This is a genomic window from Rubellimicrobium thermophilum DSM 16684 (genome assembly GCF_000442315.1).
Taxonomy (GTDB): Bacteria; Pseudomonadota; Alphaproteobacteria; order Rhodobacterales; family Rhodobacteraceae; genus Rubellimicrobium; species Rubellimicrobium thermophilum.
The window spans coordinates 296,638-310,705 of record NZ_KE557320.1; the positions used below are offsets into that span (position 1 = coordinate 296,638).

Here is a 14,068-nt window from a genome sequence, read left to right on the forward strand (position 1 = left end):
ACATCACTCCTTGACGGCGCCGGAAACAAGTCCGGCTACGAAGTAGCGCTGGAAGATGAGGTAAACGATGACCGCCGGGAGGACTGTCATCACAATCGCGGCGTTGAGCTGCCCGTAGTTGCTCTGGAACTGGCTCTGGAATGCCATCAGCCCAAGCGGAAGAGTCCACATGTCGGAATCCTGCAGAATGACAAGGGCCATCGCGAATTCGTTCCAGGTTGCCACGAAGTCGAGGATGAAGAGGGCAGCCAGCACGGGAAGCGAAATCGGAAGGAAGATCCGACGGAAGATTACGAAGTGGGAAGCGCCGTCAATCCGTGCTGCCTCTGAAAGCTCTCGGGGTACTGCAGAAAAAAAGCCGTGCAGGATAAAGACCTGATAAGGAACGCCGAAAGCCAGATACGGAAGAATGATTCCCGGATAAGTATTAATGAGACCGAATGCATTTACCTGGCGAAAGATGGGTGCCAGCATCACCTGAAAGGGGATCATCGTTCCGAACAGGACGACAACGAAGAACAGCTTTCTCCAGCGCATTCGAACACAGGCCAGGGCATAGGCTGCCATGGCGCTCAGAAACAGTCCGAGCGGGACCTTGATGGCCGTGATGATGATGCTGTTGAAGCTGGCTGTCGTAAAATTTCCGCGTTGCCATGCGGCCGAGTAATTTTCCCATGCATAATCGGCCGGAGGCGAGAAGGCGCTGGATCCCATGACCTCGGCTGCTGATTTGAGCGAGGTGAAGACAATGAAGATGAACGGGGCGATCCAGAGGGCAGCCAGGATGATCAGGGAAATCCACAGGCCGACGAGAATCGGATCAAGATGAGCAGATCCAGGCTGACGGAAGAAGCGGCTGGCCAGAGTCATGTCGTGCTTCTCCTCAGTGTCCAGCGCAGATAGGGAATGACGATGACGAGGGTGATGATGAGAAGGATCACCGAAACCGCAGCCCCGCGACCGAAAGAGCCAAGCTGCATGGCCTGTGTATAGGCCCACATGGCAAGCATCTGTGTCGATTGCGCAGGGCCTCCGCCTGTCATTCCATAGACGATGTCGAAGGCCTTGAGCGAGTTGATGAGGGACAGGACCAAAACGATCGTGATGGTGGGTCCCAGGGCAGGAAGGGTCACGTGCCGGAAGACTGCGTAGCGACCGGCGCCGTCGATCCTGGCTGCCTCGATCAAGGTCTGTGAAACACCCTGCAGACCCGCCAGGAACAGGACCATCGAGAACCCGACACTGGACCACAGATGCGCCACAAAGACCGACCAGAGCGCAAGCTTTCGGTTCCCCAGCCAATCCTGGATCCAGCCGGACATGCCCCACTCCGTTAGCAGGGAATTGAAAAGGCCGAAAAAGGGATCGTACATCCACCGCCAGATCGTTGCCACCGCAATCGAGGCAATGATCACCGGAAGGTAGAAAATTGCCCTCAGCGTTCCCCTGGCCGGCAAGCTCTGGTTGAGCGCGAGAGCCAAGCCGAAAGCGATGAGATTCGGCAAGGTAATTGCGGCAAGCGTCCAGAGCACGGTGTTGACGAGCGCACCCCAGAACACGGGATCCTGGGTCAGCACGACGCGATAGTTGTTCCAGCCGACAAAGCGGCTTTGCGCATCAAGGCCGTTCCATTCCGAAAAGGATTGACGGATGACGTCAATCATCGGGTAGAAGGCAAAGATCAGATACACGACGAGCGCCGGCAGCAGGAGCATGTAGCCCTCTGCTTGCGGTCGCAGCGAGCGGCGCATCATGATATCCTCCAGATCATGGGAGGGGCAGCGCCCCTCCCATTGCGATCAACCCCGGTTGACAATGAAGCTCTGCATTGCAGCAGCGCCTTCTTCCGGCGTCATGTTGCCCTGGGCAACTTCGTTGATGACCCGGAAATATTCAGTCGTCACGTCAAGCGGAAAGGCCTGATCGCCGTTCACGAAGATCTCGGAATGATCAGCAAAGATGTCGAGCCATTGCTGCTCGGCATCTCCGACGTCCTGGTACTCGACATTCCGGTTGACCGAAATTGCCCCAAAAGCCCCCAGATGGCGCTGCTGCACCTCGTCGGAGAGAAGGTAGTCGAGGAACTTTGCCGCGAGGTCGGGGTGTTCGGATCTGCTCGAGATGTAGAGGTATTCGGCAAAACCGTAGAGGCGGCCGGTTCCGGTCGGAAAGATGAACAGGTCGAACCCCTCGATCGGCGCCGCCTGACTGATCTGGCCCACAAGCCAGTCGCCTTCAAGCATCATGGCAGCACGATTGGCCAGGAAGAGATTGAAGGACTGAGCCTGATCAATTCCCATGAAAGGAGAGAGGATATGGTTGGCCGACCAATCCGCCAGCTCGGCAAAGGACTCGACCGCGCAGGGCGTGGTTGTCCAGTCTGCGGTCATCGCCTTGAGGGCGTCATGTGTTTCGGCCCCGCATTTCGTCTCCAGGATGACGTCCATCAGACGCATCAGGTGCCAGTTGACGGTGCCGCCGAAGGTAAAGGCCGGAATCCCTGCTGCCTTGAGGGCATCGGCCGCCGCCTTGAGCTCCTCATAGGTCTGCGGTTCGGCGGTGATGCCCGCCTGCTCGAACAGCGCCTTGTTGTAGTACACGGCTTCGCCGGCAAAAGAGTAGGGCACGCCGTGCCGCTCTTCGGTGAAGGCCGTCGTGAAACCCATGGCCGAGGGCAGGAGACGGTCTTCCCAGCCATACTGCTCATAATAGGCATCGAGAGGCGCCGACAGTCCCGCCTGGACGAACTCTCCGCCAAGACCAAGTCCCGCCCACATGAAGTAGATGTCGGGCCCCTGATCGGAACGGGCCGCAACCCGCAGGGCCGCCTTGTGCTCGTCCACGGAACGCTGCTCGATTCTGATCGTGACGCCCGGATTGGCGGCCTCGAACTCCTCGATGATCTGCGCCCAGGCTGCGTTCTCGGCTTCCACCGCGCCGGTCAGGGTCCATACCGTCAGTTCCTGCGCCGCCGCGCCGCCGCTCATGCCTGCCATCACGGCAAGGGTGGAAAGGGTAGTTCTTAGCGCCCGACAGCCCTGCATCGGTTCTCCTCCCATGGATTGCGGGTTTTTTCCCTCCTACGGGATATGGCGATTTTCGTGATCTATCAAGAATATTTTCGTATTGTCTCATTTTTTTCTGTCTCTGTCCTCGTGCTGTGCAGCTGACAAAAAGCTTGCGCAAGTGATTCCGATTCTTCCTCGTCATGCGCTCGGCCCGCCTTGGGCAGGGGGATGCGCCGGGGCTCACATGACGGTGCTGCAAGAACTTCAGGGGCCGTGAAACCGCCGACAGGGCAGGTAAGGGCAGGGCGGCCTTGCCACAGCGAGGGGAGGGACCGTTCCGAATCAATTCGCAGGAAGGCGAAGGCAATCCTGACGGGGCGGATTTCGTGCGGCCGCCGATGATGGCCTCTGGCCATTCCCGCCGCGCCATGACAGGCCCCGGCAGGGGGGGGATCGCGTTCGCCCCCTCTGTTGCCTGGGGCACGGATCGGTCTCGGCCTGCCTGCGCCATCCCGATGATTGGCGCTCGCGTGCCATGCGGGCTTGGTTCTCGTCCTTTGGGTTGGCGGAGCGGACCCGGCCCGAAAGCGGTCAGCCTGCCGGTTCCCGGTCAGGTGCCGTCATCTCTGGCCGGCGCCATCATCCCTGCGCCGCGGTCATGTCCGCCATGGGGGAGGCGGGTGCGAAGCCGTCCGGGGGCGGCCCTCAGCTCGCGATGAGCACTTCGATGCCTCGACGCTCGAATTCCTTGGCGTCCTTGTCGCTGATTCCGTCGTCGGTGATGAAGGAATGCACGACCTCGAGATCGCCCAGCCGGGTGAATGAGGACTTGTTGATCTTGGTAGAGTCCGCGACCAGATAGACCCGTGCCGCCGCGGCAATCATGGCCTTCTTCAGCTGAAGATCGGCGAAACTCGGATAGGTGAGGCCGGCATCGAGGCTCACCCCCGCGTGGCGAGGAAGAGCTTCCCCGCCCAGATGTTCCGGAAATATTCGGCCGATGCGTCGCCGGACAGCGAGAGGGTCGGGGCCTTGAACTGTCCCCCCGGCATGTGGACGGCCAGACCGGGGACCGCGCCCAGGATCAGGGCGATGTTGAGGGCGGTCGTGATGACGGTCAGGTTGCGGCGATCCTTCAGGCGTGTGGCTACTTCGGTGGTCGTGGAGCCGGCGTCGAGGATGAGGGTTTCCCCGTCCCGCACGAGGCTGGCCGCGAGGGCGCCGATGCGCCGCTTCTTGTCCATGTTCTCGCTGTGCTGGAGCGCCAGCGCGCCGACCTGCACGGGAACGGTGTTGAGATAGGCGCCGCCATGCTCGCGCGTGATATGGCCATCGGCCTCGAGCCGCTCCAGGTCCTGACGGATCGTTGCTTCCGAGACCTGGAAGGCGGCGGCCAGGTCGCGCACACGGGCACTGCCTTCCTCCTGAAGCCATTCCAGGATGCGGCGGCGGCGGGGCTCGGAGAGAAGGCCGGGCTGGACTTCCGGCCGGATCTCGATCGGTTTCGTTTCCACCTTGGCCTCCACTGTTCTCCTTCGAGTTAAAGCGGAGAGAAGCGGCGGACAAGTCGTCTTTCCGGATCCTTCAGCGGCTCAGAGCAGCCTGCTGCTGAAGGACGACGCGGGCCTGAAGCCGGCTCTGCATCTGATCCACGACGACCGCGGCGATGATGACCAGCCCCTTGATGACGGTCTGCCAGAAGGAGGAAACGCCCATCATGATCAACCCGTCCGACAGGACCCCGATCACGAAGGCACCGATGATCGTTCCGCCGATACGACCCCGGCCCCCGGACATCGATGTTCCCCCCAGCACGGCTGCCGCGATGGCATTGAGTTCAAAGGTTTCGCCCGTTGCGGGATGGGCTGCCTGGAGCTGGGACGCGATGATGAGGCCCACCAGCGCCGCGCAGAAGCCCGAGAACATGTAGACGATCAGCTTGATGCGGTTGACCTTGACGCCCGAGAGGGCGGCGCCTCTCTCGTTGCCGCCCACGGCATAGACATGCCGGCCGAGCGGCGTCCGGTTCGCCACATAGGAGGCCGTGACCGCGACCGCGACCAGAATCCAGATCGCGATCGGAATGCCGAGCCAGCTGCCCGCCCCCAGCACCGGGAAACCCTGCGATCCGTAATCAGGATTGCCCACGAGATTCGGGAAGGTCTTGCCGTCGGAGGACAGGAGCGCCGCCCCTCGCGCGACATACAGCGTTCCCAGCGTGGCGATGAACGGGGCCACATTGAGCTGGGTGATGAGGAGACCGTTGATCGCCCCCACGCCCACACCGACGCCCAGGACAATGAGGCAGATTTCCAGGGTGTTGAGCTGGATCGTCCAGCTGAAGCCAAGGTCGATTCCGTGCAGCAGCAGCCATCCTGCCACCATGCCGCAAAGGCCCACGATGGAGCCTACCGAAAGGTCGATCCCGCCGGTGATGATGACAAAGGTCATGCCGATGGCCAGCAGGGCATTGAGGGCGACATGCTTGGCCATGATGACCATGTTCGCCGAGGACAGGAAATTCGGTGCGGCGACAGCGAAGAACGTGAACACCAGGATGAGGGCCACGAAGGTCCGCAGCCTGAGAAGCAGCAGCAGCGCAGGTCCCCAGCCGGAGACCGGACGCGAAGGAATGGGGCGGGGTGCGGCGGTCATGCAGCATCCTTCAGGGAAGAGGAGAGGGGTGCGGCGGCCGCGGCCAGGCTGGCCGGATCGGCGTCGGCCGCGTCGAAACGGGCCGCAACCCGGCCATCGCTCATCACGATGATCCGGTCGCTGAGGGACAGGACCTCATCGAGATCCGATGTCACGAAAACGATCCCCAGCCCCTGTCCGGCCAGTTGGCGCATCACCCGGAAGACCTCGCCCTTGGCGCCGATGTCGATCCCCCGCGAAGGTTCATCCATCAGGAGGACCCGGGGCCGGGTCATCAGGGCCTTGCCGATCACCACCTTCTGCTGGTTGCCGCCTGAAAGGCTGAATACCGGGTTCTCGATCGAGGCCGCTTTGATGGCGAGGCGTTTCACATAATCGAGCGCTGCCCGGATCTCGGCTCGCAGATCCAGATGCCAGATCCGCGTGAAGTCTCGCAGGGAGGACAGGGTCAGGTTCTCACGGATCGCCAGGGTGCCGATCAGCCCGTCATTCTTGCGATCCTCGGGGATCAGGGCCAGGCCCTTGCGGATCCGCTTTGCGACATCGCCCTGCAGCGTCTCGCCGGCCAGGAGGATGCGCCCGCCCGCATGGGGATACTGACCGATGAGACAGCCCAGGAGCTCGGACCGCCCGGCCCCCATGAGCCCGTAGATGCCCAGGATCTCTCCCTCGTGCACGCAGAAAGAGACATGATCGACGGCCCAGCCGCCACCGGGTCGGGGCAGACAGATCTCCTCGGCCCGCAGCAGTTCCCTGCCGGGCCGAAACGGGCCCCCCCGCGGGAAGTCCCGGGAGCTGTCCCCGATCATGCTGCGCACGATCCAGGCCAGATCGACGCCCTCCATCGGCCGCGAGCCGGTGATGACTCCGTCCCGGAGAACCGTGATGTAGTCGCCGATACGGATCAGCTCGTCCAGCCGGTGCGAGATGTAGACGATCCCCACGCCCTGGGCCTTCAGTTCGGCGATGATCCTGAACAGCACCTCCACCTCGGCCGCCGAGAGGGCCGAAGTCGGCTCATCGAGGATCAGGATGCGAGCACCTCTGGCAAGGCTTCTGGCGATCTCGACGATCTGCTGCTGGCCGATGCTCAGATCGCCCGCCCGCATGTCCGGGTCGATATCATGCTCCAGCTTCCGCATCAGAGCGCGGACCGTCTCTCGCTGGCTGCGGCGATCGATGTCGATCCGGGCGCGCGTCCGTTCATGGGCGATGAAGATGTTGTCGGCCACCGACAGATCGGGAAACAGATTCAGCTCCTGGAAGACGATGCCGATCCCGTGCCGCTCCGCCTCGCGGGGGGAGCGGAAATGGACCAGCCGACCTTCCATCTCGATCCGCCCTTCGGTCAGCGGTTCGACGCCGGCGATGACCTTCATGAGGGTCGACTTGCCTGCGCCGTTCTCGCCGACCAGGACATTCACGGCCCCCATCCGCACATCGAAGTCCACGGATCGGAGCGCTGTCGTTCCCGGATAGATCTTGATCCCGCCCCGGATCGAAAGGCCGATGGGATGATCGCTCATTCGCTGTCCTCCAGCACCAGCCGTGTCGGAACAAGCAGGATCGGATCCGTGGCGCTGCGCAGCGCGAAGGCGCCTTCGAAGGCGACGGACCGGCCGGTGAGATCGCCCCCGGGCAGGGCCAGATCAGCGGTCGCGCGGCTGTTGAGGGCCCGTGCCAGATCGGCAAACTCGATCTGGTCCTTGAAATCGGTGAACACATAGAAGGGCGCGGCATCCCGCAATGCCGTTCCCCTGACGATGGGACCGATCTGGATCTGCAGATCGCCGGCCCCGTCGCCATCCGCATCGACATCCAGTGTCGCCGCCCTCGATTCGCGGTCGCCGCCCACGATCATCCCCTCTCCCCTGGTCAGGAAGTTCCAGGCCCCGCCGCCCGCCGCCTGAATCCCATGCGCGGCGCCTGCAGCCTCCAGACCACCGGCCAGGGCGGCCCGAAGGGTTCCGAACTCCACGGCGGCCGCGGACACATGGGGCAGAAGCTGCGTTTCATAGCTGTCCAGCACCACCTGCTCGACATGGCTGGCCGGTGCGTCCGCCCCGTCTTGGGGCGCCTTCTGGACGATCTTGCAGCCCGTCAGGAGCGCGGTTGCCGACAGGCACAGCAGAAGGGTGCGAATCATGGGCAAGCCCGGAGGTGGCGACGAAGGGCGGCCCCGACCGGGCCGCCCGGGCGGCATCACGAGGCGAGCGAGAAGGTCTCGAGCCGGCTTGCATTCTCGGGGGTGATGAGCACGCAGTCCACGAGCTGCTTTTCCTCCAGACCCGTCGTGCCCTCCGTCAGATACCTGTGGGCCTGGTCCACCGCCATCTGGGCGATCGCATAGGCCGGTTGCAGCACGGTTGCCTTGATCCCCCCCGCAAGGATCGAGTCACGCACATCGTTCGATCCGTCGAAGCCGACCACGATCACGTCCGTCCGCCCGGCTGCCTCGAGCGCGGCCCAGGCCCCCATGGCCATCGTGTCATTGCCCGAGATCACGCCCTTGATCCCCGGATTGGCCTGAAGCATGGACTCCATGACCGCATAGGCCTCGGTCTGGGACCAGTTGGCGGTCTGCTGGGCGACCATCGTCAGGCCCGGATACTGATCGATGATGTCATGATAGCCTGCGGAGCGGATGCCCGCATTGGTATCGGACTCCTTGCCCAGCAGCTCGACATATTCGCCTTCCTCGCCCATCAGGCGCACGAACTCCTCGGCCCCCAGCTGCGCACCCTGATAGTTGTTCGACACGATCTGGCTCACCGCGATGCCGGACTGGGTGATCTCGCGGTCGATCAGGAAGCTGGGAATGCCGGCATCCTTCGCGCGCTGGATCGGTGCGACCGAGGCCTCTGCGCCCGCATTGTCGAGGATGATCGCCTTCGCCCCCCGGGCGATGGCCAGATCGAACAGCTCGGACTGCTTGTTGGCATCGTCGTCATGAACGAGGATCAGGGTCTCATAGCCCAGTTCCCGGGCGCGCGCGTCGGCTCCGTCGGCCTCGGCCTTGAAGAAGGGGTTGTCGTGGCTGGGCGTGATGATGACGATCAGCCCCTTCGAATCCTGGGCGAGAGCCGGCACCACACCCGTGGCGCCCAAGGCCAGCGAGCCCAGAAGCACGCGGCGGTTGATGTTCATGGCTGTCCTCCCTTGCAGCCGCCCTTCGGGCGTTTCTGTGCCATCGACAGAAATCGAAAATTTTCTTCTTGTCAAATCCTTTTGAATGCCTCTTTATTCTAGGCGGATCTGAGGGGGATCCGGTCTCCGATCGCTGCGATCCGCAGGGAAGAGGGGGGTCTCTGCCTGCGGGCGTGAGGGAACGGTCTTGCCTTGGATTGAATCCGATATTAATCGAAATCAAAAGATGACAAACGTCAGGGGGCGCGGAGCGCCGATCGCCAGGGAGAGCCCAGCCATGATTTCACCTGCCGCCCCGGAAGACCTGATCGCCCGCGAGGCGGACGCCGGTCTGCAGGCAAGTGCCATCCGTCGTCCCGTGACCCTGGGCGTGGTGATCGGCAGCCGTGCCTTCTTCAGCCCCGCTCCCTGCCGTCAGGCCCGGGAGGAAGTGCTCGCCCAGCTCGAACGCCTTGGCATCGGGGCCCTCATCCTGCCCTTCGAGGCCACGCAGAACGGAGCTGTCCAGTCCCTTGCGGATGCGCAGCTCTATGCGGACTTCTTCCGGCGCCATCGGGACAGGATCGACGGCCTGGTCGTCTGCCTGCCCAATTTCGGCGACGAGATCGCCATCGTCGAACTGGTCAATCGGGCCCGGCTGAACGTCCCGATCCTCCTGCAGGCCTCGAACGACGAGAATGACAAGGTCTCCGTCCGGGAGCGGCGCGATGCCTTCTGCGGAAAGATCAGCGTTTCCAACAATTTCTGGCAGTACGGGATCCCCTTCACGGAGACGACCTGGCATACCGTCGATGCGGGAGGACCGGAATTCGCCGCCGATCTCGATCGGTTCGCCCGTATCTGCCGCACGGTGAGGGGGCTGCGCGGGGCTCGGCTGGGCGCCATCGGGGCCCGTACCGGCGCATTCCAGACGATGCGCTATTCGGAAAAGCTCCTGCAGGATGCAGGCATCACCGTGGTCACTGTGGACCTCTCCGAGATGATGGGCGCCGCAGGGCGGGTGAGGGATGATGACCCGGCCCTTCTGGACAAGCTGGAGCGGATCCGGAGTTATGGTCGCATTCCGCCGCATGTCCGGCCGGAACAGGTCCTCCGTCAGGCCAAATGGTCGCTCGCCGTGGATCGCTGGATCCGGGAGAACGGCTGCGACGCCTCGGCAATCCAATGCTGGCGGAGCCTGCAGGACAACTTTGGCTGTGCCACCTGTGTCACCATGTCGATGATGGGCGAGGCGCTGATGCCATCGGCCTGCGAGGTGGACATCATGGGAGCCCTCTCGATGTATGCCCTGGCGCTGGCCTCCGGGGCGCCGCCGGCCATCCTCGACTGGAACAACAATTTCGGGCGCGAACCCGACATGTGCGTCGCGACGCATTGCGGCAACTTCCCCCGGAGCTTCATCGGCGACACCCCCGAGATCGGCGAGCTTGATGTCCTGGGCGAGACGATCGGCCGCGAGAAATGCTTCGGTGCGGTCAAGGGCAAGGTGAAGGCAGGCCCGATGACCTATTTCCGCATTTCGTCGGATGATCGCGCCGGCACTCTCAAGGCCTATCTCGGCCAGGGCGAATTCACGGACGATCCCTACGGGATGGATGGCGGGATCGCCGTGGTGCGCGTGCCGCGCTTGCGCAGCCTCATGCGGTTTGTCACCCAGAACGGCTTCGAACACCATGTCGCGATGGTGCGCGGGCATCATGCCGCGGTCGTCGGGGAGGCGCTGACCCGGTATCTCCGCTGGCCGCTTTATGACCACGACACCCCCCCCGAGCCGGTGCTCGTCCCCATGGTCCGTCGCTTCTGAAGGGGCTCCGATGACCCTCTGCAATGACCCCTTCCCCTGATCCGCGAGAAGGCGTTGTGGATGCGCCGGCGGGCCTTCCGCATGGTCTACGAGGCGCAGCTCGGCCATCCGGGCGGGGATTTCTCGGCCGCCGACATCCTCGCCACGCTCTATTTCGGGGTCTTGCGCCACGATCCCCGCAATCCGTCCGATCCGCGGCGGGACCGCTTCATCATGTCCAAGGGACATGCCACGGGGGTGCTCTACACGGCTCTTGCCGCCGCCGGATTCTATCCCGAGGAATGGCTCGACACCTACATGCAGGCTGGATCGCGGCTCAACGGTCATCCCAATCGCAACTATCTGCCCGGCGTGGAGACCAATACCGGGCCGCTTGGCCATGGTCTGCCGGTCGCCGTGGGGATCGCGATCGCGGGTCAGCTCGACGGGGCGGATTTCCGGACCTTCGTCCTCACCGGCGACGGCGAGCTGCAGGAAGGATCCAACTGGGAGGCCGCCATGACGGCCGGGCATCGCCGCCTGTTCCGCCTGACGCTGATCGTGGATCGCAACCGTCTCCAGCAGGGGGCGGGCACGGAGGAGACCAATGCGCTCGAGCCGCTCGATGACAAGTTCCGCGCCTTCGGCTGGCATGTGGAGCGGGTGGACGGGCATGACCATGCCGCGCTCCTCCGCGTCCTGGGAGGGGCGGTGGGCGACCGGGTCAAGCCACTCTGCGTGATTGCCGACACGATCAAGGGCAAGGGCGTTTCCTTCATGGAGAACCAGGCTGCCTGGCACCATGGGGTGCCCAACCGGGAACAGTTCGAGCAAGCGATGAAGGAACTCGTCTGATGGCCCATGCTGCCCCTCTCAAGCCCGGGCTGAGCGATTGCCGGGAGGCCTGGTCAGCGACGCTTCTCGCCCTGGCCGAGGCCGATCCGCGCGTTGTGGCGGTGGTCAATGATTCGGTCGGCTCCTCGAAGCTGGCCACCTTCCAGAAGCGCTTTCCCGACCGCCTCATCAATGTCGGCATCGCCGAGCAGAACATGGTGGGGGTTGGCGCGGGTCTGGCCAACGGGGGCAAGATCCCCTTCGTCTCGGCCGCGTCGCCCTTCCTGACGGGCCGTGCGCTGGAGCAGATCAAGGCTGACGCCGCCTATTCGAATGTCAATGTCAAGCTGGTTGGCCAGTCCTCCGGCGTGGCCTATGGAGAGCTTGGCCCCACCCATCATTCGATCGAGGATCTGGCCTGGCTCCGGGTGCTGCAGAACCTGGCCATTCTCGTGCCCGCAGATCCGGCCGAGACGGAGGCCGCGGTCCGCTGGGCTCATGCCCATGACGGCCCGGTGTTCATCCGGGTGAGCCGCATGCCCGTCCCGGATCTGGGCGAACAGGCGCCCTACGAGCCCGGACGCGCCACCGTCCTGCGCCAGGGGGGCGATGTGGCCCTTCTCACCCTGGGCACCACGGTCCATCTGGCAATGGCGGCGGCGGGGCTCCTGGCGGCCGAAGGCGTGTCCGCGCGCGTGGTGAACATGCGCTCGCTCGCCCCGCTGGACGAGATTGCCGTGCGCGAGGCCGCTGCCACCGGCGCCATCGTGACCGTCGAGGAGGCGCATGTCTCCGGCGGTCTGGGCGGAGCCGTGGCGGAAATCGTCACCGCCCATCGCCCCGTTCCCGTTGAGCGTGTCGGCTTTCCGGGCTTCGTGCCGACGGGTTCAGTCGAATGGCTCTTCGAGCGGTTCGGCCTCTCGCCGGAGGGCATCGCGGCTGCCGTGCGCCGTGCGCTGGGGCGGAAGAGAGCGTGATGGTCGCGTCCCGCCTTCTGGCCATCGACCAGGGCACGAGCAGCACCAAGGCCGTGCTGATCGATCAAGACGGCGTGGTGGTGGCCCGCGCCAGCCGCCCGCTCGGGTCGTGCTATCCCCGCGACGGTTGGGCCGAACAGGATGCCGAGGCCCTGTGGGGCAGCGTGCAGGGCGCCATCGCCGACATTGTCGCTCAGGCTGGTGCGGCCGGCATCGCCGGTCTGGGCATCGCGAATCAGCGCGAGACACTGGTTGCCTGGGACGGACGGACAGGCCGGCCCATCGCCCCTGCGATTCTGTGGCAGGATCGCCGTGCCGCGACGGCCTGCAGCGCCCTTCTGGCCGGGGGCCATGGGCCGGCCATCCAGGCGGCCACAGGCCTGGCCGCCAATCCCCTGCTGACGGCGGCAAAGCTGGGCTGGCTTCTGAGCCAGCACGAGGGCGCGCGCGAGCTGGCGCAACAGGGGTGGCTGCGGGCCGGCACCGTGGATGCCTGGCTTCTCTGGCGCCTGACGGACGGCCGAACCTTTGCCACCGATCATGGCAATGCCTCACGAACCCAACTGATGGACATCGACCGTCTCGCCTGGTCCGAAGAGCTCCGCGCCCTCTGGGGGGTGCCTATGGACTGTCTGCCCGAACTGCGCCCTTCGGACGGGCCTTTCGGGGCCCTGGCCGAGGGAACCGTCCTGCCTGCCGGTCTGCCCATCCTGGCGGTGATGGGGGACAGTCATGCCGCACTCTACGGCCATGGGGTGCAGGGGCCGGGGATCGTGAAGGCGACCTATGGCACCGGATCCTCGCTCATGACGCTTTGCGCCGGGCGCGTGGCCTCGCATAGCGGCCTGGCCAGCACCATCGCCTGGTCAACCCGCGCGGACGGGGCCGCCCATGCGCTCGAAGGCAACATCACCGTCTCGACACAGGCCGCCGCCTGGGCGGCCCGGCTCCTCGGGGCTTGCCGATGCGGCGGCCCTCTCGGATCTTGCCCAAAGGGTGGGGGACAGCGGAGGGGTGGCCTTCGTGCCGGCCCTGGCCGGGCTAGGCGCGCCGCACTGGAACGAGGCGGCGCGCGGCATCCTGTCGGGGCTGACGCTCGCCACCGAGCCCGCCCATGTCGCCCGCGCCACCTTCGAGGCGATCGTCCTGCAGATCGCCGATGTCCTGGCCGCCATGGAGCGGGATCTGGGCCGGCGGCTCGACAGCCTGCGGGCGGATGGAGGCGGCAGCGCCAACGACTTTCTCATGCAGCTTCAGGCCGATCTTCTCGACCGGCCGGTGGTGCGGGGCGAGATGCCCGAGATCGGCGCGCTCGGCATCGCCCGGATGGCTTTCGAGAGTCTGGGTCAGCCGTTGCCGGCCGGCGAGGCGGTGACGGTGTTCCGCCCGCGGATGGAAGCGTCCTGCCGCCAGGCCATCCGCGAGAACTGGCAGGCCGCCCTCGGCCGCCTGCTGCAACATTCCTGACGCCGACATCCCCGATCCGGGTGGGGCGGGGGCGCTCCGCCGCCTGGCCGACCGGTGGCGCCTCTTCGGCCCCCTGCCATCTGCTCTACGGCTCCCGGTGATCGGGGAGCGGCCCGGCATCTCAGCCCGATATCCTTCTCGGCCGGGGGATGGGGACGGGGGCTGTCCCGCGCCCCGTGCCGTCCCGCCCATCGGAT

Annotated in this window: 11 protein-coding genes and 2 pseudogenes; 5 read left to right on the plus strand and 8 right to left on the minus strand. The window is 64.7% G+C overall.

Translation table 11 applies throughout. The features are described 5' to 3' along the window. Positions 1 to 3: 3 nt before the first annotated feature. The 8 genes and pseudogenes from RUTHE_RS02420 to RUTHE_RS02455 form a co-directional block, all read right to left on the minus strand. Positions 4 to 870, minus strand: coding sequence for a carbohydrate ABC transporter permease (locus tag RUTHE_RS02420; protein ID WP_021096660.1), 867 nt, complete (start codon positions 868 to 870; stop codon positions 4 to 6). Beyond that, positions 867 to 1,754: a carbohydrate ABC transporter permease gene (locus RUTHE_RS02425; RefSeq protein WP_021096661.1), complete on the minus strand. Its 888-nt coding sequence runs from the start codon at positions 1,752 to 1,754 to the stop codon at positions 867 to 869. The genes RUTHE_RS02420 and RUTHE_RS02425 overlap by 4 nt, the downstream gene beginning before the upstream one ends. A 45-nt stretch (positions 1,755 to 1,799) precedes the next feature. Beyond that, positions 1,800 to 2,987 carry an ABC transporter substrate-binding protein gene (locus RUTHE_RS02430; RefSeq protein WP_211217717.1) on the minus strand — a complete coding sequence of 396 codons (1,188 nt, stop codon included), beginning with the start codon at positions 2,985 to 2,987 and terminating at the stop codon, positions 1,800 to 1,802. Positions 2,988 to 3,713: 726 nt separating this feature from the next. Next, positions 3,714 to 4,534: pseudogene (locus RUTHE_RS02435) on the minus strand (DeoR/GlpR family DNA-binding transcription regulator). A gap of 58 nt (positions 4,535 to 4,592) precedes the next feature. Continuing rightward, positions 4,593 to 5,663 carry an ABC transporter permease gene (locus RUTHE_RS02440; protein ID WP_021096665.1) on the minus strand — a complete coding sequence of 357 codons (1,071 nt, stop codon included), beginning with the start codon at positions 5,661 to 5,663 and terminating at the stop codon, positions 4,593 to 4,595. Then, on the minus strand, positions 5,660 to 7,189 hold the full coding sequence (locus RUTHE_RS02445; protein WP_021096666.1) for a sugar ABC transporter ATP-binding protein: 1,530 nt from the start codon (positions 7,187 to 7,189) through the stop codon (positions 5,660 to 5,662). Before RUTHE_RS02445 ends, RUTHE_RS02440 begins: the two co-directional genes overlap by 4 nt. Then, the gene (locus tag RUTHE_RS02450; RefSeq protein ID WP_021096667.1) at positions 7,186 to 7,809 is read right to left on the minus strand and encodes a DUF2291 family protein; all 624 of its coding nucleotides are present in this window, start codon (positions 7,807 to 7,809) and stop codon (positions 7,186 to 7,188) included. The genes RUTHE_RS02445 and RUTHE_RS02450 overlap by 4 nt, the downstream gene beginning before the upstream one ends. A 56-nt stretch (positions 7,810 to 7,865) precedes the next feature. Then, positions 7,866 to 8,810, minus strand: coding sequence for a D-ribose ABC transporter substrate-binding protein (locus RUTHE_RS02455; RefSeq protein ID WP_021096668.1), 945 nt, complete (start codon positions 8,808 to 8,810; stop codon positions 7,866 to 7,868). A gap of 277 nt (positions 8,811 to 9,087) precedes the next feature. Here RUTHE_RS02455 and RUTHE_RS02460 point away from each other — a divergent pair, with 277 nt between their 5' ends. The 5 genes and pseudogenes from RUTHE_RS02460 to RUTHE_RS17315 all read left to right on the plus strand — a co-directional run bounded on the left by RUTHE_RS02460 (position 9,088) and on the right by RUTHE_RS17315 (position 13,871). Then, positions 9,088 to 10,614, plus strand: coding sequence for an L-fucose/L-arabinose isomerase family protein (locus RUTHE_RS02460; protein WP_021096669.1), 1,527 nt, complete (start codon positions 9,088 to 9,090; stop codon positions 10,612 to 10,614). A gap of 60 nt (positions 10,615 to 10,674) precedes the next feature. Then, positions 10,675 to 11,448, plus strand: a complete 774-nt coding sequence (locus tag RUTHE_RS02465; RefSeq protein WP_021096670.1) for a transketolase — start codon at positions 10,675 to 10,677, stop codon at positions 11,446 to 11,448. Beyond that, entirely contained in the window at positions 11,448 to 12,404 is a 957-nt protein-coding gene (locus tag RUTHE_RS02470) for a transketolase family protein (RefSeq protein WP_021096671.1), read from the plus strand. The genes RUTHE_RS02465 and RUTHE_RS02470 overlap by 1 nt, the downstream gene beginning before the upstream one ends. Further along, positions 12,404 to 13,093 (plus strand): annotated as a pseudogene (locus RUTHE_RS18545) (FGGY family carbohydrate kinase); the annotation flags it as partial. The gene RUTHE_RS02470 and the pseudogene RUTHE_RS18545, both read left to right, overlap by 1 nt. Positions 13,094 to 13,400: 307 nt before the next feature. Then, on the plus strand, positions 13,401 to 13,871 hold the full coding sequence (locus RUTHE_RS17315; RefSeq protein WP_245542180.1) for an FGGY-family carbohydrate kinase: 471 nt from the start codon (positions 13,401 to 13,403) through the stop codon (positions 13,869 to 13,871). The last annotated feature ends 197 nt before the right edge of the window (positions 13,872 to 14,068 follow it).